Origin of the sequence: Pseudomonas sp. FYR_2 (genome assembly GCF_043106425.1) — a bacterium.
Taxonomy (GTDB): Bacteria; Pseudomonadota; Gammaproteobacteria; order Pseudomonadales; family Pseudomonadaceae; genus Aquipseudomonas; species Aquipseudomonas monteilii.
Genome location: NZ_JBICMM010000026.1, coordinates 58,782 through 80,578 on the forward strand (window position 1 = coordinate 58,782; position 21,797 = coordinate 80,578).

At 64.2% G+C, this 21,797-nt stretch carries 20 protein-coding genes, 1 pseudogene and 2 riboswitches; of the genes and pseudogenes, 16 read left to right on the plus strand and 5 right to left on the minus strand.

Annotated elements, in window-relative coordinates:
• Positions 1-172 precede the first annotated feature (172 nt).
• From ACF8R4_RS13200 to ACF8R4_RS13210, 3 genes are read left to right on the plus strand one after another with little or no spacing between them, the layout of a single operon-like run.
• Positions 173-1,321: an LLM class flavin-dependent oxidoreductase gene (locus ACF8R4_RS13200; protein WP_164524384.1), complete on the plus strand. Its 1,149-nt coding sequence runs from the start codon at positions 173-175 to the stop codon at positions 1,319-1,321.
• A 17-nt stretch (positions 1,322-1,338) separates the two neighbouring features.
• Positions 1,339-2,403 (plus strand): ABC transporter substrate-binding protein, encoded by a 1,065-nt coding sequence (locus tag ACF8R4_RS13205; protein WP_164524383.1) that lies wholly within the window; start codon positions 1,339-1,341, stop codon positions 2,401-2,403.
• A complete protein-coding gene (locus ACF8R4_RS13210) occupies positions 2,400-3,458 on the plus strand; it encodes an ABC transporter substrate-binding protein (protein ID WP_164524382.1) in 1,059 nt (352 codons plus the stop codon). The genes ACF8R4_RS13205 and ACF8R4_RS13210 overlap by 4 nt, the downstream gene beginning before the upstream one ends.
• A gap of 54 nt (positions 3,459-3,512) precedes the next feature.
• On the opposite strand, the gene ACF8R4_RS13215 is transcribed toward ACF8R4_RS13210, so the two are convergent.
• Positions 3,513-4,712: a sugar transporter gene (locus ACF8R4_RS13215; RefSeq protein ID WP_104835114.1), complete on the minus strand. Its 1,200-nt coding sequence runs from the start codon at positions 4,710-4,712 to the stop codon at positions 3,513-3,515.
• Between the two features lie 205 nt (positions 4,713-4,917).
• On the opposite strand from ACF8R4_RS13215, the gene ACF8R4_RS13220 reads away from it, so the two are divergent.
• Positions 4,918-6,234 (plus strand): hypothetical protein, encoded by a 1,317-nt coding sequence (locus tag ACF8R4_RS13220; RefSeq protein WP_060498221.1) that lies wholly within the window; start codon positions 4,918-4,920, stop codon positions 6,232-6,234.
• A gap of 137 nt (positions 6,235-6,371) precedes the next feature.
• On the opposite strand, the gene calA is transcribed toward ACF8R4_RS13220, so the two are convergent.
• Positions 6,372-7,424 carry a vanillin reductase gene (gene calA, locus ACF8R4_RS13225; RefSeq protein WP_392492660.1) on the minus strand — a complete coding sequence of 351 codons (1,053 nt, stop codon included), beginning with the start codon at positions 7,422-7,424 and terminating at the stop codon, positions 6,372-6,374.
• A 181-nt stretch (positions 7,425-7,605) separates the two neighbouring features.
• Between calA and ACF8R4_RS13230 the strand changes: the two genes are divergently transcribed.
• The gene (locus tag ACF8R4_RS13230; protein WP_060498223.1) at positions 7,606-8,511 is read left to right on the plus strand and encodes an AraC family transcriptional regulator; all 906 of its coding nucleotides are present in this window, start codon (positions 7,606-7,608) and stop codon (positions 8,509-8,511) included.
• 64 nt (positions 8,512-8,575) lie between these two features.
• On the opposite strand, the gene thpR is transcribed toward ACF8R4_RS13230, so the two are convergent.
• The gene (thpR, locus tag ACF8R4_RS13235; RefSeq protein ID WP_060498224.1) at positions 8,576-9,121 is read right to left on the minus strand and encodes an RNA 2',3'-cyclic phosphodiesterase; all 546 of its coding nucleotides are present in this window, start codon (positions 9,119-9,121) and stop codon (positions 8,576-8,578) included.
• Between the two features lie 158 nt (positions 9,122-9,279).
• Between thpR and lpxO the strand changes: the two genes are divergently transcribed.
• From lpxO to ACF8R4_RS13285, 10 genes and pseudogenes are all read left to right on the plus strand, one after another.
• Positions 9,280-10,179, plus strand: coding sequence for a lipid A hydroxylase LpxO (gene lpxO / locus ACF8R4_RS13240; protein WP_060498225.1), 900 nt, complete (start codon positions 9,280-9,282; stop codon positions 10,177-10,179).
• Between the two features lie 120 nt (positions 10,180-10,299).
• Positions 10,300-10,644 carry a carboxymuconolactone decarboxylase family protein gene (locus ACF8R4_RS13245; protein ID WP_013973174.1) on the plus strand — a complete coding sequence of 115 codons (345 nt, stop codon included), beginning with the start codon at positions 10,300-10,302 and terminating at the stop codon, positions 10,642-10,644.
• A gap of 78 nt (positions 10,645-10,722) precedes the next feature.
• Positions 10,723-11,292 carry a GNAT family N-acetyltransferase gene (locus ACF8R4_RS13250; RefSeq protein WP_060498226.1) on the plus strand — a complete coding sequence of 190 codons (570 nt, stop codon included), beginning with the start codon at positions 10,723-10,725 and terminating at the stop codon, positions 11,290-11,292.
• 56 nt (positions 11,293-11,348) lie between these two features.
• Positions 11,349-11,557: riboswitch (cobalamin riboswitch) on the plus strand.
• 108 nt (positions 11,558-11,665) lie between these two features.
• Entirely contained in the window at positions 11,666-13,792 is a 2,127-nt protein-coding gene (locus ACF8R4_RS13255; protein ID WP_156868029.1) for a TonB-dependent siderophore receptor, read from the plus strand.
• 203 nt (positions 13,793-13,995) lie between these two features.
• Entirely contained in the window at positions 13,996-15,162 is a 1,167-nt protein-coding gene (locus ACF8R4_RS13260) for a DUF1624 domain-containing protein (RefSeq protein WP_164524380.1), read from the plus strand.
• An 80-nt stretch (positions 15,163-15,242) separates the two neighbouring features.
• Positions 15,243-15,442: riboswitch (cobalamin riboswitch) on the plus strand.
• A 109-nt stretch (positions 15,443-15,551) separates the two neighbouring features.
• Positions 15,552-16,562, plus strand: coding sequence for an ABC transporter substrate-binding protein (locus tag ACF8R4_RS13265; RefSeq protein WP_060498228.1), 1,011 nt, complete (start codon positions 15,552-15,554; stop codon positions 16,560-16,562).
• Positions 16,562-17,578 (plus strand): iron ABC transporter permease, encoded by a 1,017-nt coding sequence (locus tag ACF8R4_RS13270; protein WP_164524379.1) that lies wholly within the window; start codon positions 16,562-16,564, stop codon positions 17,576-17,578. Before ACF8R4_RS13265 ends, ACF8R4_RS13270 begins: the two co-directional genes overlap by 1 nt.
• A complete protein-coding gene (locus ACF8R4_RS13275; protein ID WP_392492666.1) occupies positions 17,575-18,363 on the plus strand; it encodes an ABC transporter ATP-binding protein in 789 nt (262 codons plus the stop codon). The genes ACF8R4_RS13270 and ACF8R4_RS13275 overlap by 4 nt, the downstream gene beginning before the upstream one ends.
• 17 nt (positions 18,364-18,380) lie before the next feature.
• Entirely contained in the window at positions 18,381-18,815 is a 435-nt protein-coding gene (locus tag ACF8R4_RS13280; protein ID WP_060498231.1) for a pseudoazurin, read from the plus strand.
• Positions 18,812-20,149: pseudogene (locus tag ACF8R4_RS13285) on the plus strand (OprD family porin). Before ACF8R4_RS13280 ends, ACF8R4_RS13285 begins: the two are co-directional and overlap by 4 nt.
• A 47-nt stretch (positions 20,150-20,196) precedes the next feature.
• On the opposite strand, the gene ACF8R4_RS13290 reads toward ACF8R4_RS13285, so the two are convergent.
• Together ACF8R4_RS13290 and ACF8R4_RS13295 are read right to left on the minus strand one after the other, a co-directional pair.
• Entirely contained in the window at positions 20,197-20,520 is a 324-nt protein-coding gene (locus ACF8R4_RS13290; RefSeq protein ID WP_060498232.1) for a hypothetical protein, read from the minus strand.
• Positions 20,521-20,641: 121 nt separating this feature from the next.
• Entirely contained in the window at positions 20,642-21,139 is a 498-nt protein-coding gene (locus ACF8R4_RS13295) for a GNAT family N-acetyltransferase (protein WP_104835472.1), read from the minus strand.
• 130 nt (positions 21,140-21,269) lie between these two features.
• Between ACF8R4_RS13295 and ACF8R4_RS13300 the strand changes: the two genes are divergently transcribed.
• Positions 21,270-21,749: a hypothetical protein gene (locus ACF8R4_RS13300; protein WP_104835122.1), complete on the plus strand. Its 480-nt coding sequence runs from the start codon at positions 21,270-21,272 to the stop codon at positions 21,747-21,749.
• Positions 21,750-21,797 lie beyond the last annotated feature (48 nt).

A 21,797-nucleotide genomic window follows, 5' to 3' on the forward strand; every position in this document is an offset into this window, starting at 1 on the left:
CGGGCCTGCTCATGCTGCTCTCCCAGCATCCACTGCTGCCCGATTGCTGCCTCAGCAGCACCCCATCACATGCCGACCCCGCAAACCCCCACCCCACAGGCCCTGCGCCGTCCATGGCATAGCCGTTGCACCACCCTCCCCACTCGCACACTCTCCCCCTTCAGGAGCCCCCATGACCACCGAATTCTTCTGGCGCCTGCCGCTGGGCACCGACGGTCCGCAGCTGTCCACCGATCGCCACAACCGCGGCAACCCCGTGCATCGCCCCGGCAACATTGCCCCCGGCCGGCTGTCGGGTGGCCAGGCCGACGGTTTCACCTACATCGACTACATCGCCCAGGTAGCCAAGGCTACCGAACTGGCCGGCTTCGAAGGCGCACTGCTGCCCACCGGCCCGGAGCCATGGATCGCCGCCGCTGCGCTGGCCCGCGAAACCCGCCGCATCCGCTTCCTGATCGCCTTCCAGGCCACCTGGACGCTGCCCGCCTATGCCGCGCAGCAGGCAGCGATCCTGCAAAACCTCAGCGGTGGCCGCCTGGACTGGAACATCATCACCGGCGGCAACCCGGCCAGCCAACGGGCCAATGGCGACTTCCTGGAACACGACCTGCGTTACAAGCGCACCGGCGAATTCCTCGACGTGATCCAGGGCCTGTGGCAGAACGACACGTTCTCCTACGCAGGCGATATCTACCGTCTGGAAAACGGCAGCCTGCCGCCGGGCCTGCAACACGAACGCAAACCGGGTGTGTACTTCTCCGGCTTTTCCGATGCTGCGTTGGACGTGGCCGCGCGCCATGCCGATGTGTACCTGAACTGGGCCGAGCCGATTGACAAGCTTAAGCCGCACATCGAACGCGTACGCGAGCTGGCCGACAAGCAGGGCCGCACCGTGCGTTTCGGCCTGAGGGTCGACCTGTTCGCCCGCGAGACCGAAGAACAAGCCTGGCGCGAACTGCGCCAACAGTTCGAGCGCCTGGAAGGCAAGGCCAGCGCCTCGGCCAAAGGCTTCATAACCGGCTCGGACTCCGTCGGCGGTGCACGCCAGGCAGCCTATCACCAAGGTTTGCAGGGCTTTGAGGAACTGATCCTGGCACGCAACCTGTGGGCCGGTTTCGCCAAGGCCAAGCCTGGCCCCACCGTAGGCCTGGTGGGCAGCCACCAGCACATTGCCGAACGCCTGGCCGAATACCGCGATGCCGGTTTCAGCACCTTCATCCTCGCCGCCAACCCGCACCTGGAAGAAGCCCTGCGCATCGGCCAGGAAGTGCTGCCGCTGGTGCAGCAAACCACCCCAGCCCCCTTGCAGGCCAGCGCCTGAACCTACCGGAGCACACCATGAGCCAACCCCTCGATACCCTGTGGTACACGCGCTGTCCGGTGCCCACCGGCCTGGGCATCGCCGTGCAGCAAGGCTGGCTGCAGGACGACCTGGCCAGCCTTGGCACCCAGGTGCAGTCCTTGCGCGAAGCCGACCAGCAGGCCGTGCGCGAATCGCACTTCGACCACAGCTTGCTCAATTCGGTACGCCACGGCGGCAGCATCCCGGCCATCTGGGCCCGCGCCCAAGGGCGTGACACCCGTGTGATCGGCCTGTCGTGGGCCGATGAAGCGCAGTTGATCCTGACGCGACCAGACAGCGGCATCCACACCGTAAAAGACCTCAAAGGCCGCCGCTTTGGCCTGCCTGACTGGGCCTCGGCACAGATCGACTTTACCCGCGCCCAGGCCCTGCGCGGGCTGGAAAATGCCCTGAAGCTCGAAGGCCTGCAAGTGGGCGACGTGGAGCTGGTCAACTACCGCTACGACGGCACATTCAGCGACCGCCCGGTGCGCAACGTGGCCGGTACACCGGTGTCCAGCACCCAGAGCGAAGGCCGCAACCTGGAACTGGCCGGCCTGCTGCGCGGCGAGGTGGACGCCATCTTCCTCAAGGGCGCCAGTGCCGCGCAACTGGCCCACGCCTTTGCCCTGCGCACGGTGATCGACACCGGCAGCCACCCCGACCCGCTGATCCGCAGCAACAATGGCACGCCGCGCACGCTGGCGGTAGACAGCCACCTGCTTGAGCAGCATCCGCAGGTGGTGCGTACCTTGCTCGGCTCGGTACTGCGCGCCGAACATTGGGCCCACCAGCACCCGGATGAAACCCGCCGCTACCTGGCGCGGGAAACCAACAGCAGCGAATACTGGGTGCAAGTGGCCTACGGCGCTGACGCCCACCTGCGCCTGAGCACCCGCCTGGACGAGCAGGCCATCGACGCCCTGCAGGACTTCGTCGAGTTTCTCAAGCGCTGGCGCTTCATCCCTGCCCGCTTCGAGGTGCGCGACTGGATCGCCCGCCAACCCCTGGACCAGCTGCTGGCCCCCCTTCCCATGGACAGGAAACCCGCGACCCCATGACCAAGCCCCTGGAAACCCTCTGGTACACCCACAGCCCCGTGCCCACCGGCCTCGGCATTGCCGTGCAGTCAGGGCGACTGGCCGAGGCCTTTACGCCGTTCGGCACCAATATCCAGTCGTTGCGTGAGTCCAGCGAACGCGAAGTACGCGAAGCCCACTACGACCACCACCTGCAGAACTCGGTACGCCATGGCGGCAACATCCCGGCGATCTGGGCCTACGCCAGTGGCGTCGAGACCCGTGTACTGGGGCTGTCGTGGAGCGATGAAGTGCAGCTGATTCTCACCACCGAAGAAAGCGGTGTGCGCAGCATTCGCGACCTGAAGAACCGCCGCTTCGGCCTGCCCAAATGGGCCAATGTGCAGATCGACTTCACCCGCGCCCAGGCCCTGCGAGGGCTGGAGAATGCCCTAAAGCTGGAAGGCCTGGCGGTGGCCGATGTCGAGCTGGTCGACTATCCCTACGGCGGCACTTACAGCGACGATGCCAAGCAGCACCTGTATGGCGCCGAAGTGAGCCTGGACACCAGCCGCTTCAGCCGTCGCAACAACGAGCTGATCGGCCTGCTGCGTGGCGATATCGATGCCATCTTCCTCAAGGGCGCCCATGCGGTGCACCTGGCCCACGAGTTCGGCCTGCGCGTGGTGGTCGACACCGGCAGCCATCCCGACCCGCTGATCCGCAGCAACAACGGCACCCCGCGCACCCTGACCGTGGACCGGCACTTGCTGGAAAACCACTTCGATGCCAGCTGTACCTTGGTCGATACGGTGCTGCGCATCGAACAGTGGGCCTGGGCCAACCCGGAAGAAACCCGGCGCTTTCTGGCGCGCGAGCTGAACACCAGCGAGTACTGGGTGGCGGCGGCCTATGGCGACGATGCGCACCGGCGTTTGCGCACGACGCTGGACAGCCGCTCGATCGAAGCGCTACAGGACTTTACCGAGTTCCTGTTCAGGTGGGGGTTCATACCGCGCCGCTTCGGTGTCCGGGAGTGGATTGATTTTCGGGTGCTGGAGCATGTGATCGGCTCGACGTCCCGGTTGGCGGTTTGAATGCCGGGGCGCGCCTTGCGCCCCTAAGCCACACACGTGCGCGCCAGGCGCGGGTCAGTGCGCCAGTGCCTGGCGGAACCGTCGGGTGCTGGCAACCGCCAGCACCAGCCCGATGACTGCCACGCTACCGCCCACAAGGCCGATATCCGCCACGTCCATCTGGCTGCTGACGATACTGCCCAGCAGCGCGCCACCACCAATACCGATGTTGTAAATGCCCGAGAACAACGCCATGGCCACATCGGTGGCGTCGGATGCCAGCTTCAACGTCTTCGACTGCAACGACAGGCTGAAACTGAGAATCGCCACACCCCAGAACATGCTCAGTACCGCGAACGCATAGAAGTTGCCCGACAGCGGCAGCAACAACAGCAGGCACGCTGCCAACAGGCCGATCGAACCCACCAGGAAACCATGGGGGAAGCGGTCGCTGTAGCGGCTGAACAGCAACGAACCGAACACCCCGGCACCGCCAAACAGCAGCAGCAACAGCGTGGTGCGCTCACCGCCAATCTGCGCCACATGCAGCGCGAACGGCTCAATGTAGCTGTAGGCGGTGAACTGCGCCGTGATCACCAGCGTCACCAGCGCATAGGTAATGACCAGCGCCTGGCGCTTGAACAGGATCGGCAGGCTGCGCAACGAGCCGGAGTTCTGGCTGGGCAGCAGCGGCAGCGATTTCATCAGGCACAGCATGGTGGCCAGCGCCACCCCGGCAATGCTCAGGAAGGTGATGCGCCAGCCCAGCGCCTCACCCACCACGCGGCCCAGCGGAATGCCCAGCACCATGGCCAGGGTGGTGCCAGTGGCCAGCAGGCCCAGCGCCTTGGCCTGCTGGCCCGGTGGTGCCACGCGCACCGCCAGCGAGGCCGTGATGGCCCAGAACACCGCATGCGCCAAGGCAATACCGATACGGCTGACCAGCAGCATGGCAAAGCTCTGCGACAGCCACGACAACAAGTGGCTGACAATGAACACCAGGAACACGCACAGCAACAAGCGCCGCCGTTCGACGTTACGGGTCAGCAGCATCATCGGCAGCGAGGCCAGCGCCACCACCCAGGCATAGATGGTCAGCATCAGGCCGACCTGGGCAGTGCTCATGTCGAAGCTGCGGCCAATGTCACTCAACAACGCCACCGGCACGAACTCGGTGGTGTTGAAGATGAAGGCTGCCAGGGCCAGGGCGATGACGCTCAGCCAGCTGCCGCCGCCCGCCGTGGGTGGCTGGTGGGTGGGTATGGGTCCGTTCATGGGTGCAAACCGCTTCTCCGCAGACAAGGCAACAGGTCGCACGCCAGCCACCCGCTTGCAGGGGCGCCGACGCACGCTTTGTTATTGATAGGAATGCCCGGCATGGTACGCGTCAAGCCGGAGCCTCACAACCGCGTGGTAGGCAGAAGGAGTACCATGCGCGTTTTGTGTGAAACGCGCGTGCAACAAGGAGCCCGATCCGCTCATGGACAAGCAGCACCCCCAGCAGCAGTGGCAGCAGGCGGTAACTGCCTACGCCCAAGCCGTCAACGACTACGTCGCGCAGGGCCGTGCGCAAGGCTGGGATAACCTGGAAGCGCCACAGGCGCCAGCCACCGGGCACTTGCTGGACGCCTGGCTGGCTGCCCTGCAGGCCGCCAATCGCCCTGGCATCGACGAACAGCAGCGCCGAGCGTTTCGCGAGGCCTGGCCACCCGCACACCACCCCTTGGCACCGTTGCTCGATGACCACGGCCAAGGGATCAGCCATGTCCTGCTGCTGGAGGACGGCAGCCTGCTGGCCCGCATCGGCATGCCTTACGACAAGGGCCAGGTCGTGCGTATCGACTGCCATGGGGTGACGCCGGTGATCGGCATCGAGCACTTCGGCCGCTGCCCGGCCCGCCGCTACTTCGCCCTGGCTAATGCCGAGGGCGTGCGTGTGACCGACGGCTGGGGTGGCCCGCAAGTACAGCGGTTGGCATGGCCAAGCGGGCTTGAGGGGTTGCCGTCGGGGTACCCGTTCGAGCCGTTCGACCTGCCGCCCGCGCCAACCGCGCTGGTCCCCTTCCCGGATGGCCAGCGCGTGCTGCTGGTAAGCGCCGAAGGGATCTTCGTGCTGACCACTCAAGGTGCGACTCGCCTGCTGCCGCAACAAACGCGGGTGCTCGACGAGCTGGCCGAAGGCACCGACCCGGACGACATCAGCCTGAGACTGAGCATGGAGCATGGTGCGGTATCGGCGGATGGCCAGCTGATCGTGGTGGGCGAGCAAGGCACCCGCCACCAGGTGCTGGATGCCCAGCTCAGGCCGGTTGCCGAGATCGGCCCAGGCAGCGAGTACCCGCACTTTGCGTTGTTCAACCGCACGGGTGACCAGTTGATCGTCAATGCCTGCCATTTCCATAGCGGTGCAACGCTGGCAGTGAAGGTGGCGGACTTGCCGGGGCTGGATACCGATTACTACAGCCAGGACCCGCGTACCCCGCTGGTGCAGGACGGCGCCAGGGTCTATGCCGGGGTGGCGCGCGATGGCGAGTACATTGTAGGGGATGCCTATGGCTACCTGCGGGCGTTCGGCGAGGATGGTACCGAACACTGGCAGCATTACCTGGGGTCGACCATCAGTGCGATGGATATCAGCGCCGATGGGCAAACGCTGGTGGCGGCGAGCCATGCGGGGGTTGTGTCGGTGATCGCGCTGGACAGCGGGCGGCCTGAATGGCAGATCGGCACCGGGGCGCATGGCGAGGTGCGGCGGTGGTTGTTCTGGAAGGGTTGGGACAAGGCGATGGCCTGGTAACGGCTCCAGCCGCTTTATTGCCTGTACTGGCCTCTTCGCGGGCAAGCCCGCTCCCACAGGGACCGCACAGACTTTGAAAACTGTGCAGTACCTGTGGGCTTGCCCGCGAAGAGGCCGGTACAGACAACCGAAAATAATCAGCCCTGCAAAGTGGCCATGTCGATTACGAACCGGTACTTCACATCACCGGCAATCATACGCTCGTACGCCTGGTTGATATTGCGAATATCCAGCATCTCGATATCGCAACGGATGTTGTGCTCGGCACAGAAGTCCAGCACTTCCTGAGTCTCGGCAATGCCCCCGATCAACGACCCCGCCAGCACCCGGCGCTTCACCACCAGGTTGGCCGCGTGCACCGCCGGGTCGATCGGTTCGATCAGGCCGACCAGAATGTGCACACCGTCGAACTTCAGGGTTTCAAGGTACGGGTTGAGGTCGTGCTGTACCGGAATGGTGTCCAGCAGGAAATCGAACCGGCCGGCAGCAGCGTGCATCTGCTCGGCATCGGTGGACACGATCACGTGGTCGGCGCCTTGGCGGCGGGCTTCTTCGGCCTTGGCCTGGGACCGGGTGAACAGGGTAACTTCGGCACCCAGGGCCTTGGCCAGCTTGATGCCCATGTGGCCAAGCCCACCCATACCGAGGATGCCGATTTTGTGGCCCGGGCCGACGCCGTGGTGCTTGAGCGGCGAATAAGTAGTGATGCCGGCGCACAGGATAGGCGCCGCGCTGGGCAAGTCCATGCCAGCCGGAATGCGCACCACGAAGTGCTCGCTGACCACGATGCTGCTGGAATAACCGCCCATGGTGTTGCTGCCGTCGACCCGGTCCGGGGTGGCGTAGGTCATGGTCGGGCCTTCCAGGCAATATTGCTCCAGGTTCTTGGCGCAGGCTTCACAGTGGCGGCACGAGTCGACCATGCAGCCGACGCCCACCAGGTCACCGACCTTGTGCGCAGTCACCTGGCCGCCCACCGCCGTGACGCGGCCGATGATTTCGTGGCCGGGCATCAGCGGGTACACGGCAATGCCCCATTCGTTGCGCGCCTGGTGGATATCGGAATGGCACACGCCGCAGTAAAGGATTTCGATGACGACATCGTCCGGGCGTGGGTTGCGGCGCTCGAAGGTGACAGGGGCCAGGGGGCTGGTGGGGGTTTGGGCGGCGTAACCGATGGCGGTATACATGCAGGGCCTCGCAGTAAAGTGAAACGATTCAGGCGGCGCATTTTGCGCGCCGTTTGCTGCCTCGCACACGGCTGATTCTCCGGCATGCATGCCTGATTCTCCGAAGATTCCCCCCAGCATCTGGCGCTACACCTTCAATCTGCGATGATTAGGCTGTCCGATTCTCTGCCCCTGGTTCACCATGCAACTGACCCGCCACGTCGACGCCAACGCGCCGCTCTGCGCGCTGATCCGCAGCCTCGCCACGCGCCCTGGCTTCGTCCCCACGCACCTGCCCCAGGTACAGGTGCTGAGCTGGGACCACTATGTGGCCAGCAGCCCTCAGATCTACGAGCCCAGCCTGATGATCCTGGCCCAGGGCAGCAAGCTGGCGCGCCTGGGGCCGCGTACCCTGGAATATGGCGCCGGGCATTACCTGGTGCAGGCGTTGTCGGTCCCGTTCATGTGTGAAACCTTCGCCACACGTGAAGCGCCCTTGCTGGGCGTGGCGGTAGACATCGACCGTGGCGTGCTGAGTGAACTGGTGCAAAGCATGGACCTGGCACCGGACGCTGCAGTGCAGGCACAAACCCCGCAATCAATGACTTCGGCAGCGCTGGATGCGCCGATGCGCGACAGTGTGGAGCGGCTGCTGCACTGCCTGCAGGACCCGCTGGATGCCAAAGTGCTGGGCCCGGCGCGCGTACGCGAAGTGCTGTACACCGCCCTGCGCGGCCCACAGGCCGGTGTGTTGCGGGCACTGGTGGAGCAACAGGGGCACTTCGCCCGCATCGGCGCCGCCCTCGCCCACCTGCGCGCGCACTACAGCGAGCCGCTGAGCGTGGAGGCACTGGCTGCGCGGGCAAACATGAGCGTTTCGACCTTCCACGAACACTTCAAGCGCTGCACCGACATGGCACCGATGCAGTACCTCAAACGCCTGCGGTTGTTAAAGGCGCAGCAGATGCTGATCGGTGAAGGCCTGGGGGTGGCACAAGCTGCGCACCGGGTGGGCTACCAGAGCACCTCGCAGTTCAGCCGCGAGTACAAGCGCCAGTTTGAACGCAGCCCGGGGGATGAGTCGCCGTATCAGAGCTTGCCGGTGTAGCAGACCATCACCGCGTTTAGAGCCATGGCATTGATTGCGGGCTTGCGCGCAGCTTTGCCCAGCGTCAACTCGAAAGCGGCCACTGTTCCAATGGCCAGTAAGATCCCTTACGCGACTCGTATAGCGTGAAGTGGCGTGCCGAGAGGTAGAACTCCGGCGCGCTGCAGGCTTCGGGCGGTTGCCCACGGTAATCCCTGGACAGCGTCAAGTGCGGGCGATATTCACGGCTGGCGGCCTCCACCCCCAACGGCAGCAACGCCTGCTGCAACCCGTACACCAGTTGCAACAGGGCCGGCGGTGTCTGCTGTGCCTCCAGCACCAAAGCGCTGGCCCGCTGCCACACCTGCAAACGGTCGAGCAACAGCCGTGGCGGCGCAGTCGGCAGCGCCAGTTGATCGACCGCCGCACAGATCGCAGGCACCTGCGCGGCATCCACGTCACCAAGAAACAGCAACGTGACATGAAAGTTGGCCGCCGACACCGGTTTGCCGCTGCGCAGGTTCAAACCCCGGCGCCACTGCGCCAGGGCACGGCGCTGTACATCGCTGACCGGCAGGGCGAAAAACAGCCGTTTGAAGGGGCTACCGCTGGGTCGTGCATCCTGAACCATACAAACTCCCGAACATGAAACGTTTGCGCAAGACTGTAGGGCATTACACCAATGTCGCCCCGTCGTTTCGTAACAATAAGTACAAACTGCCCCCATGATTGTTTATGCTGGCTGGCTTATGCCATGGCGCATGGCCATTTTTCGACAAGTAAACGTCCATGAAAATTGCACTCGTACTTATCTTCGTCCTCTCGATCGCCTATGTTCACCTTCGCGGTCGGGTTCGTCACAAGCTGACCCGCCAGCTGGGCGACCATTCCAGCTTCCTGGCCCCGGTCAACAGCTTCCTGTACCTGTTTTCCAAGCTGCCGGCCAAGCCTTACCTGCCGGTCGAGGCCTTCCCCGAACTCAAGCCGCTGCAGGACCACTGGCAGGAAATCCGCGAGGAAGGGCGCCAGTTGCTGCATGTGGGCGAAATCAAGAAGTCCGACAATTACGATGACGTCGGTTTCAACTCGTTCTTCAAGACCGGCTGGAAGCGCTTTTACCTGAAGTGGTACGGCGAAAGCCACCCGTCGGCAATGGCCCTGTGCCCACGTACCACCGAGCTGCTGCAAGGCATCGGCACCGTCAAGGCCGCCATGTTCGCCACCCTGCCGCCGGGCGCCAAGCTGGTGCGCCACCGTGACCCGTATGCCGGCTCGTACCGCTATCACCTGGGCCTGGATACGCCAAACGACGACGGTTGCTACATCGACGTGGACGGCGAGAAGTACTCGTGGCGCGACGGTGAGGGGGTGATCTTCGACGAAACCTACATTCACTACGCGGCCAATACCACCGAACACAACCGCATCATCCTGTTCTGTGACGTCGAGCGCCCGCTCAAGTACCGCTGGGCAACGGCGTTCAACCGCTGGTTCAGCCGCAACGTCATGGCCGCCGCCGCCGCGCCCAACGGTGACGGCGACAAGACCGGTGGTATCAACCGGCTGTTCACCCGCATCTACAAGATCCGCGAGCGTGGCAAGGCACTGAAGAAGCGCAACCGCATGCGTTACTACCTGGAAAAATGGGCCGTGGTCGCGGCGTTGGTGCTGGTGTTCATCTACATCTGACCGGTTTATGCAGGCCCTTCTACCATCGGCCTGCGTACACCCACCAAAGTACAAGCCTCACACTTGCCACACTTCGACTAGCCTGAAAGCTCCACTCGCAACCACCCCAAGGTGAAGACGATGAGCATGATGGACTGGGACGCCTACCGTAAGCAGTTGATGGCCGGCATCGGCGATCTCAAGCAACTCTCCCCCGACACCGTGGCCGGCTACATGACCGCCAGCGGTGCGGGGGCCAAGACCAACCACCTGGACGCCAAGACCCGCGAGCTGATCTCTCTGGCGGTGGCTGTGACCACCCGCTGCGACGGCTGCATCGCCGTGCATTCGCAGCAGGCGGTCAAGCATGGCGCCAGCCGCGAGGAAATTGCCGAGGCCCTCGGCGTGGCCGTGGCCATGAATGCCGGTGCCGCGCTGGTCTACTCGGCGCGGGCCATGGATGCTGTGGGCAAGGCCAACGGCTGAGCACAAACGGCGCCGCCGCCCTTGCGCGACGGCGCCGCGCGATCCAGACTGGGCGGCTTAGCCCGCGCAGGAACCCGCATGATCCACATTCGCCCCATGACGCTCGACGATTTCGATCGTTTCTGGCCCACCTTCCAGGCCATTGTCCAGGCCCGTGAAACCTATGCCTTCGACCCCGCCCTAAGCTTCGAACAAGCCCGCCAGTTGTGGCTGGAACTGCCCTTGCACACGCTGCTGGCCGAAGAAGATGGCGAGCTGCTGGGTTCGTATTACCTCAAGGCCAATGCTGCCGGGCCTGGTGCGCATGTGGGCAATTGCGGCTACATGGTCTGCGAACAGGCGCGTGGCCGTGGCGTGGCGCGCCTGATGTGCGAGCACTCGCAGAAGCTGGCACGTCAGGAGGGCTTTCTGGCCCTGCAGTTCAACTCGGTGGTGGCCAGCAATGAAGTGGCCGTGGCGCTGTGGCGCAAACTGGGCTTCGAGACCGTTGGCCGCTTGCCCAAGGCTTATCGCCATGCCCGCCTGGGGCTGGTGGACTGCCTGGTGATGTACAAATGGCTGGCGGACGAGCCGGTGGTGGAGAAGCCGCCATTGCTGATCGGGCGCAAGAATATCGAAGCGCGGGTGTCGCGCCGGCGCGGGCGCTGATCGGCCAACCGCGCTCACCCACACCGCGCATTTGACGCCCCGGCGTTTCAATGGTCAGATGCGCGCCAGTTTCAGGTGCCCTGTACCGCCGCGTGCAGGGTGAAACGGGAAGCCGGTGCGTCGTATCGACCACGACAAGTCCGGCGCTGCCCCCGCAACGGTAAGCGAGCGAACCCTTCGACATACCACTGTGCATGAGCATGGGAAGGTGAAGGTTTCATGCCCCTCGCAAGCCCGGAGACCGGCCTGGAGCTTCACTTGGCAACCCGCGGTGGGCGGGCGCAGGCCGGTATCCGTGCGCGCGCCTGCCTGCACGGTGCGCCTTTGCGTGTTTTCCACCGGGATCCATTCATTCCTGCAGCAGTGGAACGACATGTCCCGTATGTTCAAGCTTCATCCCCTGGCGGCCTGCCTGGCCGTCGCCCTGCCAGCCCTGGCCGATGACCAAGGCCGACAGCCCCTGGCCCTGCCCTCCACGGCCATCACCGACACCCTCGACAGCCACGCTATCGACCTGGTCACGCCGACCCAGGCCGGCTCGCGCCTTGGCCTCAACGCCCTGGAGACGCCGGCCAGCACCAGTAGCATCAGCACCGAGCAGATCCAGCAGCGCAACAACCTCACGGTGCAGGACGCCGTGACCCGTTCGCCGGGCATCACCTTTGTCGGCTCCCCGGGCGACGGCGGCACGGGCCTTTCTGCTCGCGGCTTTGCCGGGCACAGCTCGGTGATGACCCTGTTCGACGGCGCACGTCTGTACACCGGCGCCGGCACCCAGACCTTCCCTGTCGACCCGTGGATGGTCGAGCGCATCGACGTGATTCGCGGCCCGGCTTCGGTGCTGCATGGCGAGGGCGCCACCGGTGCGGTGGTCAACGTGATCCCGAAAAAGCCGTTTGCCGGCGAAGTGCGTAACCACCTGCGCCTGGGGTACGGTTCGTGGGACCGCCAACAGCTCGGCCTGGACAGCGGTGGCAGCCTCAGCGAACGCCTGAGCTACCGCCTGACCCTGAACCAGCAAGGGGGCAATGGCTGGGTCGACCGCACCCCTTCGCGCAGCCTGGCCCTGAGCGCCGCGCTGCGTTTCGACGCCAGCGACGACCTCAGTTTCACCCTTGCCCACGACCGTGGCGATGCGGAGCCAGCCAACTACTACGGCACGCCACTGATCGATGGCCACTACCGCAGCAGCCTGCGCAAAAAAAACTACAACGTGCAGAACGACGTGCAGCACTACGTCGATGAATGGACCCGGCTGAACACCGACTGGACGCTGAACGACCACCTCAGCGCCAGCAACCAGCTGTACTACATCAAGAGCCGCCGCCACTGGCGCAACGCCGAAGACTACAGCTGGGACGCCGAGCGCCAGGAGTTGCAACGCGGCAGCTACCTTGAGATCAAGCACAACCAGGAGCAGTTCGGCGACCGCCAGACCTTTACCTTCGACCACACCCTGTTCGGCCTGGCCAGCAAGACCGTGGTGGGCGCCGAGTACAACAAGGTGCGTTTCAACGTCGACAGCAATGCCCCCTACAACGACGTGGGCGGCGACTACATCGACCCATGGCAGCCGCAACCTGGGTGGTTCCACAGCGCCTCGCCCCTGCGCCCGCAAACCTTGTCCACCACCCACACCTTCGCCTTGTTCGCCGAGAACCGCCTGCAGCTGAGTGATCGGTTGTCGTTGGTCACGGGCGTGCGCCGCGACCAGAACCACATCGACCGCGACAACCTGGTCGATGGCAGCCGCAGCGACCACAGCCTGCAAGGCGGCAACTGGCGCGTCGGCCTGGTGTATGCGTTTACCGACGACCTATCGCTGTACGGCCAGTACTCCACCAGTGAGGATGGGGTGAACAACCTCATCAGCCTCAGCCCGGCCCAGATGCACTATGACCTGACCGAGGCGAAGCAGACCGAGGTGGGCCTGAAGCAACGCTTCTGGGACGGTCGCGGTGAATGGACGTTGGCGGCCTACCACATCGTCAAGAAGAAGCTGCTGGTTGACGACCCGATCACCCACGAGAGGCAGCAGGCCGGGCAGCAGACGTCTGATGGCCTGGAAGCAACCCTGGAACTGGCGCTGGCGCATCAGTGGCAGGTGTCGGCGAACGCATCGCTGGTGCGCGCCAAGTATGATGACTTTGACGAAATGGTCGGTGGTGCAGCGCAGGACCGTGCGGGCAATCGCCCGGCCAATGTGCCACGGCGGACTGCCAACCTGTGGCTGAGCAAAGGCTTCGGGCAGCAGGTGGAGGCCGGCATTGGTGCGCGTTATGTGGATGAGCGCTTTGCCAATACTGCCAATACCCAGAGCGCGCCTGGGTACACCGTGGTCGATGCCAGTGTTGCCTGGCAAGTGCTACCGGACGTGCGGCTGGGGTTGCAGTTGAACAACCTGTTTGATCGTGAGTATGTGCAGTCGGCGTTCAGTGGGCAGCAGTGGTTGATGGGGATGCCACGATCGTACTTTGCGACGGTGGATTACAGCTTCTGATTCAGGTTGCCTGTACCGGCCTCTTCGCGGGCTCGCCCGCTCCCACAGGGATATCACAAACATTGAAAACTGTGGTGTACCTGTGGGAGCGGGCAAGCCCGCAAATAGGCCGGCACAGGTAACACAAAACCCTCTACCAACCTCTAACCAATTAGTTATAAGATAACGTTTCACATGACATTCATTCCTATCAGCGACCCTCCATGACAAGCGCCAGCGCCACCCCCACCCTGCTCACCCAGCGCCTGCAGAGCATCGACGCCCTGCGCGGCCTGGTGATCCTGTTCATGCTCCTGGACCACGTCCGCGAAACCTTCCTCCTGCACCGTCAGGTCAGCGACCCGATGGCCATCGACACCACCGAGCCGTCGCTCTTCATCAGTCGCACGCTGGCCCACCTCTGCGCGCCAGTGTTTGTCCTGCTGACCGGCCTTTCGGCCTGGCTGTACGGCGAAAAGCATCAGGGCCGTGGCGATGTGTCGGCGTTCCTGTTCAAACGCGGTCTGTTTCTGGTGGCGCTGGAGTTTACGCTGGTCAACTTCGCCTGGACCTTTCAGCTGCCGCCCAGCGTCATCTACCTGCAAGTCATCTGGGCGATTGGCATCAGCATGATCGCCCTGTCGCTGCTGGTATGGCTGCCACGCGCCGCCCTGCTGACCCTGGGCGCAGTCATCGTCGCCGGCCATAACCTGCTCGACGGCCTGCACTTCGGCGTGGAATCGGCCTTGCATGTACCGTGGGCGATCCTGCATGACCGTGGCTGGCTGGCGTTTTCCGATACCCTGCGCCTGCGCACGTCCTACCCGGTGCTGCCGTGGATCGGCGTCATCGCCCTGGGCTACGGCCTGGGCCCGTGGTTCGCCCGTGGCAGCGAGGCCGGCGAACGTCAGCACCGCCTGCTGCTGGCCGGGCTGGTCGCGTTGCTGGGCTTTGTCGTGTTGCGAATGTTCAACGGCTATGGCGAGGCGCCCTGGAGCGGCTACCCAACCTTCACGCAAACCCTGATGAGCTTCTTCAACATCACCAAATACCCGCCGTCACTGCTGTTCCTGGCACTGACCCTGGGCTGCGGCCTGCTGTTGCTGCGCGCCTTCGAGCGCGCCGGCCAGGCCCGCTGGATCAGCGTGCTGGCGGTGTTTGGTGCTGCGCCGATGTTCTTCTACCTGCTGCACCTGTACGTGCTGAAGCTGCTGTACCTGGCCAGCGTGGCGCTGTTCGGCCTCAACCATGGCGACTATTTCGGTTTCGATGGCATCGCCGCCGTGTGGCTGGGTGCCGTCCTGCTGGCCGCGTCGCTGTACCTGCCGGTGCGCAAGTTCGCCCGCCTGAAAGCGCGCCGTCGTGACATCACCTGGCTGAAGTATTTCTAGCTGCAAGTTGCAAGCTGCAAGAGGTGGCAGCGTACGCCTGCTCGCTTCTGCTTGAAGCTTGAAGCTTGAAGCCGAAGGCGTCTAAGATGCGGGCCGCCGGTTTCCACCACGGAATTAATAGGGAATCCCAGGCCCGCCAACACGGGCCAAACGGAACTGCCCCCGCAACTGTAGGTGCCGAGCCTGCTCCATCGATGCCACTGGGCGTAATAGCCCGGGAAGGCTGGAGCCGGGCCATGACGCACCAGTCAGGAGACCTGCCGGCCTACTTATACCAACCGGCGGGGTGTCCGGGATTGGCCATCTGTGTTGCCCCTGCCAACGGCGGGGCGCGGCGATGCCTGTCCGTGCGTTCCTCACCCGAACTGTCCGATAGGAGATCGCCCAGCATGCTGCCCCGTTTCGCCACCCTGCTCGCCGGCCTCGGCCTGACTGGCCTGGCCCAGGCCGCCGCCACCCATTACCCGCTTACCGTCGAGAATTGCGGCAGGCCGCAGACGTTCGCCCAAGCGCCGCAACGCGCCGTCACCATCGGCCAGGCCGGCACTGAAATGCTCTACGCACTGGGCCTGGGTGACAAACTGGCTGGCACCTCGTTGTGGTTCAACAACGTACTGCCCGAATACAAGGCGCAGAACGACAAGGTGCCGCGCCTGGCCGACAACGACCCAAGCTTCGAGGCGGTAGTGGGCAAGCGCCCGCAACTGGTCGCGGTACAGTTCGAATGGATGGTCGGCGCCCAGGGCGTAGTCGGCACCCGCGAACAGTTCGACGAACTGAAGATACCCACCTACCTGCTGCCGTCGGACTGCGAAGGCAAGGACAACCTGGTCGGCGCCGACGGTACTCGCCTGCAAGCGTTCCAGGTAGGCAGCATCTACAAGAGCGTCAGCCAGCTGGCCGAGATCTTCGATGTGCAAGACCGCGGCACTGACCTGAATGCCGAGCTTAAAGGCCGCCTGGACAGCGCCAAGGCACACCTGGCGGGCAAGGACCTGTCCGCCACCTCGGCACTGTTCTGGTTCTCCAGCGCCGACCTCGACATCGACCCGTACGTGGCCGGCCGCCAGGGCGTCGCCGACTTCATGCTGCGCACCCTGGGCGTGCGCAACGTGGTCGAGTCCACGGAGGAATGGCCCACCGTAGGCTGGGAAACCTTGGCCAAGGCCAACCCCACCTGGCTGATCATCGCGCGCATGGACCGTCGCCGCTTCCCCGCCGACGACTACCAGAAAAAGCTCGAATTCCTGCGTAGCGACCCGGTTACCCGCAACATGGACGCGGTGAAGCATGACCGCATCATCATCCTCGACGCCGACGCCATGCAGGCCGGCATCCGCCTGTTCAGCGGCCTGCAGACGTTGTCTGCCGCCTTTGCCAGCGGTAAAGCGGCCCAGTGATGATTCGCCTGTTACCTTGCATCGCGGTCGCCCTCGCAGCCCTGCTGGCCGCCTTGCTGGCCGGCACCGCCATGGGTGAAACCAACCTGTCGCCCCGTGTGGTTGGCCAGGTGCTGGCCAACCACCTGTGGCAGGCCGGCTACCCGGTCGACCCGATCGACGCCGGCATCGTCTGGAACTACCGCCTTACCCGCACCCTGGTCGCCGCTGCTTGCGGTGCCGGCCTGGCGACGTGTGGCGTGATCCTCCAGGCGCTGTTGCGCAACCCCTTGGCCGAGCCTTATCTGCTGGGGCTGTCTGCCGGCGCCTCGACCGGCGCGGTGCTGGTCGGCCTGCTGGGGCTGGGTGGCCTGGCATTGAGCATGTCCGCCGGGGCGTTCATCGGCGCACTGGCCGCATTCACCCTTGTTCTGGTACTGGCCCGCGCGGCCGGCCCCGGCAACAACAACGCCCAGGTCATCCTTGCCGGCATTGCCGGCTCGCAACTGTTCAACGCGCTGACCGCCTTTCTGATCACCAAGTCGGCCACTGCCGAACAGGCACGCGGCATCCTCTTCTGGCTGATGGGCAACCTCAGCGGGGTACGTTGGCCATCGGTGTGGCTGGCGGTGCCGGTGGCACTGTTCGGCCTGGTGGTGTGCCTGTTGCACCGCCGCGCGCTGGATGCTTTTACCTTCGGCGCCGATTCGGCTGCTTCGCTGGGCATCCCGGTGCGGCGCACCCAGCTACTACTAATCAGTTGCGCGGCGCTGGTGACGGCGGTGATGGTGTCCATCGTCGGTGCCATCGGTTTTGTCGGGCTGGTGATTCCCCATGCCCTGCGCCTGCTGCTCGGCCCCGGGCACAGCCGCCTGCTGCCCGCCAGCGCACTGGGCGGCGCGCTGTTCCTGATTGCCGCCGACGTGCTTTCGCGCACCTTGATTGCAGGCCAGGTGATCCCTGTGGGAGTGGTCACCGCGCTGATCGGGGCACCGGTCTTCGCGCTGATTCTGGTTAGCCGCCGGGGGCGCTCATGACCGTCATGACCGCTGTACAGGTTTCGCCCCTGAGTTGCCAGGGCCTGGGGTTGCAACTGGCCGGCAATACCGTGCTCAGCGGTATCGATCTGAGCGTTGTCGCGGGTGAAACGCTGGGCATTGTCGGCCCCAACGGCTCAGGCAAGTCTTCGCTGCTCAAGTTGCTGGCCGGGCTGCGCAAGCCGGCCAGCGGCAGCGTGCAACTGCTGGGCGAACCGCTGGCACAGCTGCCCCGCCGCCGTGTGGCGCAGGCCCTGGCACTGGTCGAACAACAGGCCGACACCCTCGATGCAATCCGTGTGTTCGACGCCGTGGCCTTGGGCCGTACACCTTGGCTGTCAGCACTGGCTCCGTTCTCACAAGAAGACCGTGTCATCGTCGAGCAGGCGCTGGCTGACCTCGACGCCCTGCACCTGCGCACACGCCTTTGGGGCACATTGTCCGGTGGCGAGCGCCAGCGCGTGCACATCGCCCGCGCCCTGGCGCAACGGCCGCAAGTACTCTTGCTGGACGAGCCGACCAACCACCTGGACATCCAGCACCAGCTAAGCCTGCTGCAACAGGTTCAGGCCCTGCCGGTCACCACCCTGGTAGCGCTGCACGACCTCAACCAGGCGCTCACCTGCGACCGCGTGGCCGTACTCGACAAAGGCCACCTGGTCGCCCTGGGCAAACCCCTTGAAGTGCTCACCCCCGAGCGCCTGCTGAACACCTTTGGCGTTCACGCCCATTACCTTACCGACCCCTTCGACGGCGCGCGCATCCTGCGCTTTCGCGCCCCCTGAACCAGGACGTTCACCCGATGCCGCTGCGCCCTCTCGCCTTGCTGCTTGCCAGCACCCTGCTCGCCCCGGCCGCGCTGGCCGACGTGTACGAAGTGAAAATGCTCAACCGTGGCAGCGAAGGCGCGATGGTGTACGAGCCGGACCACTTGCGCATCGCGCCCGGCGACACCGTGCGCTTCCTGCCCACCCAGAGCGGGCACAATGCGGCCAGCGTGGCAGGCCTGCTGCCCACCGGGGCCAAGCCCTTCAAGAGCAAGCTGAACCAGCCGTTCGAACAGACCTTCAGCGAGCCGGGCATATACGGCATCCAGTGCATTCCGCACCTGGCGATGGGCATGGTGATGGTCGTTCAGGTAGGTGACGCATCGGCGACCGAACTGCCCGCCAACTTGCCGGCGCGGGCCAAGGCCCGCTTTGCTGCCCAGTTGCAGAAGCTTGAGGCCGCGCAATGAGCCGGTTGTTGTTGGCGCTGCCACTGCTGGGGCTGGCGCCCTTCGCCCAGGCCGACTCCGCACAGTCGCAAAGCAACGGTTTTGTCGAGGATGGCAGCTGGAGCATCCTCAACCGCAGCGTGTTCGACCAGCGCGACTACAAGCATGGCGGGCGCAACAGTTCCGCACGAAATACCTACAAGCCACGCAGCGAACGCAGCGGCAAGGCTGAAGAATGGGCCTAAGGTTTGATGGGTACCTTCCAGTCTGGCTTTACTCATGGCCTGATAGGTGTCGGCGTAGATGCCCACGCCTACCTGGGCGTGCAACTGGACAGTGGCGGCGGCCGTGCGGGCAAGGCGCGCTTGCTGGGGGTCGATAACGACGGGCACCCGAAGAACGAATACAGCCGCGCAGGTGCGGCATTGAAACTGCGCATGGCCAATACCGTGTTGTACTACGGTGAGCAGCGGATCAAGACCCCGGTGTTCAGCTCTTCCGACAGCCGCCTGTTACCCGAAACCGCCACCGGTTATTTCCTTACCAGCAACGACTTCAACACGCTCAAGCTGGTGGCCGGGCACTTCAACGAGAGCACCGACCGCAATGCCACAAGCCACGATCAGGGCTTTGTGGTGAACTACTCCAACGGCAAACAGCGCAACAGCTTCGACCTGGCCGGGGTGGTCTGGAACCCGGGCGCCCGCTTCAGCGGCAGCCTCTACACCTCGCGCTACGAGGACAGCTGGAACCAGCATTACCTGGGCAGTACCCTCAGCCATGCGCTGGATAACCGCCGCAGCGTCAGCCTGGACCTCAACCTGTACCGCACCACCGACACCGGCAAGGCGCTGTCCGGGCGCATCGACAACACCACCTGGAGCCTGGTATCGCGCTACAACCAAGGGCCGCACGGGTTCAGCCTGGGCTGGCAACAGGTAGACGGCAACACGCCGTTCGACTATGTGACGCGTGGCGCGATCTTCATTGCGAACGCGGTGCAGATGTCGGACTTCAACGCACCCAACGAAAAGTCATGGCAGGCACGCTATGACCTGAACATGGAGGCCTATGGGGTGCCAGGGTTGAACCTGACGGCGCTGTACGTGCGGGGGTTCGATATCGACGGCACACATGTCGACCCGACTGGCGGGTATGCGTACCTGGGGTATGCCAAGGGTGGCAAACATTGGGAACGCGACCTGGAGGCGCGGTATGTGGTGCAGAGTGGCAAGGCCAAGGGCACCACGTTCTCGCTGCGGCATAACATGCACCGGGGGAACACGGCGCAGGCGGAGTTGGATGGTGACCAAATTCGCTTGGCGGTGGAATGGCCACTTTCGGGTAGTTTCTGAGGTACGGTGTTGCCTGGATGGGGGCCGCATAGCGGCCCCAGTAACTTTCAGGCAACCGAGCTGCCTGCAGGCAGCAACCCCCACTCCACCCGTTCCTGAACGCTCATCGTCGCCAATACCTCGGCAAAGGTCTGCTCAAGCTCCGAACTGACATTGCCAAATACCCGGTAGTTGGTCAGCAGGTAGCGCTTCACCGTCCTCGGCCAGCGCCGTTCCTTGTGCGCCGCATTGATGATGCCTTTGGCATCATGCCGCGTCGCGCCACGCCACAAGTCCATCAACCTGTTCTCGAAATCGCCGAAGGTCCACAGGTCACTGCGGTCCTCGAACTCGTCCAGCAGTTTAAGTTTGTACAGGGCCATGTGTGGCATCGTGAGCCTCCCTCGGTGCAGTGAAAAAGTCTTGCATGAGGGAAGTTAATCAAGCCGGGCCGTCCTGGAAATGAACGCGTCGATCACGCCGAAAAGGCCGCTGTAGGGGCTTTCCCACAAATCACCGCAGCCGCAGCTGCATGTGCGTGGTCTGCCAGACCGGGTCTTGCTCCACGTCCACCACCGCAAACCCATGCCGTTCCCAGAACGCAATCGCACCCGGGAGAAACGGATGCGTATGCAGGTACAGGCAATCGATACCCGCCTGCACCGCCTGCTCGCGCAATGCACTGAACAACGCGCCAGCCAGCCCCTGCCTGCGATAGGCCGGCAGCACGAACAGGCGTACCACCTCCACTACCCGCTCGGCGTGATAGTCAAGCTGGGCAAAACGATGGTCATAGGGCACATAGCCGATCACCGCGACCAGCCGACCGTCATCGCGGGCTTCAAGAAAGCACCCCGCGCCGTCCAGGTAGGTTTCGGCAAAGTGCGCAAGGTCGTGCGGCAAGGGGGCCGCGACAAGCATCGGGAACAGCTCGCGGCGGGCGCTTTCGACAAACGCCACGACTTCGGCAATGGCGACGCGCGGTACAGGTTGCAGGGTCCGGTTCGGCATGGGGCTGCTGGCAATGGTTGGAGGGCTGGGTTCTACACCAGCGTGCCGGTCAAGGCAAATCACGGGGCTCGTCGCGGCCATGCGGACATCGGTATAATCGGCAGTCTTCACTGCCCGACCAGGCCACGCCATGCCTCGCTTCCAGAAGTTGCTGTTGCCCCTGCTGCTGACTGCCGCCCTTGCCGCCTGCGACCAGAAGCCCACCCGTGAACAACAGATAATCGCCCAGCTACCGCTGCAGGATGCCTACACGCACAATATCGAGCGCATGGCCACGCTGCTCGGCCGCACTCACCCGCAGCTGTCGCAAGCCACCATCCAGGGCGTACTGCGCAAATACCTCACCGTCGAGGACCAGCACCAGGACCTGTTCCGCCTCTACAGCGAACAGAATTTCAGCGACGCCGAGTTCGCCACCATCGTCGATGCCACCCAGGACCCGGCCAAGGCCCGCGCGCTGGAAGACACCGAAGCCGGCCGGCGCCTGAGCGAAAAGGTCACTGCCCTGATGCGCGAAACCGCCCGCGATGTGAAGGTGCAGGCGCTGGTCGAGCGACGCATGCAACAGGTGGAAGACGAGCTGAATGCGCTAGACAGGGCAGGCTCCTGAATGCAGCGCCCGTTCACGCGCTAGTGCATATGGCTGTTCCCATTTCTT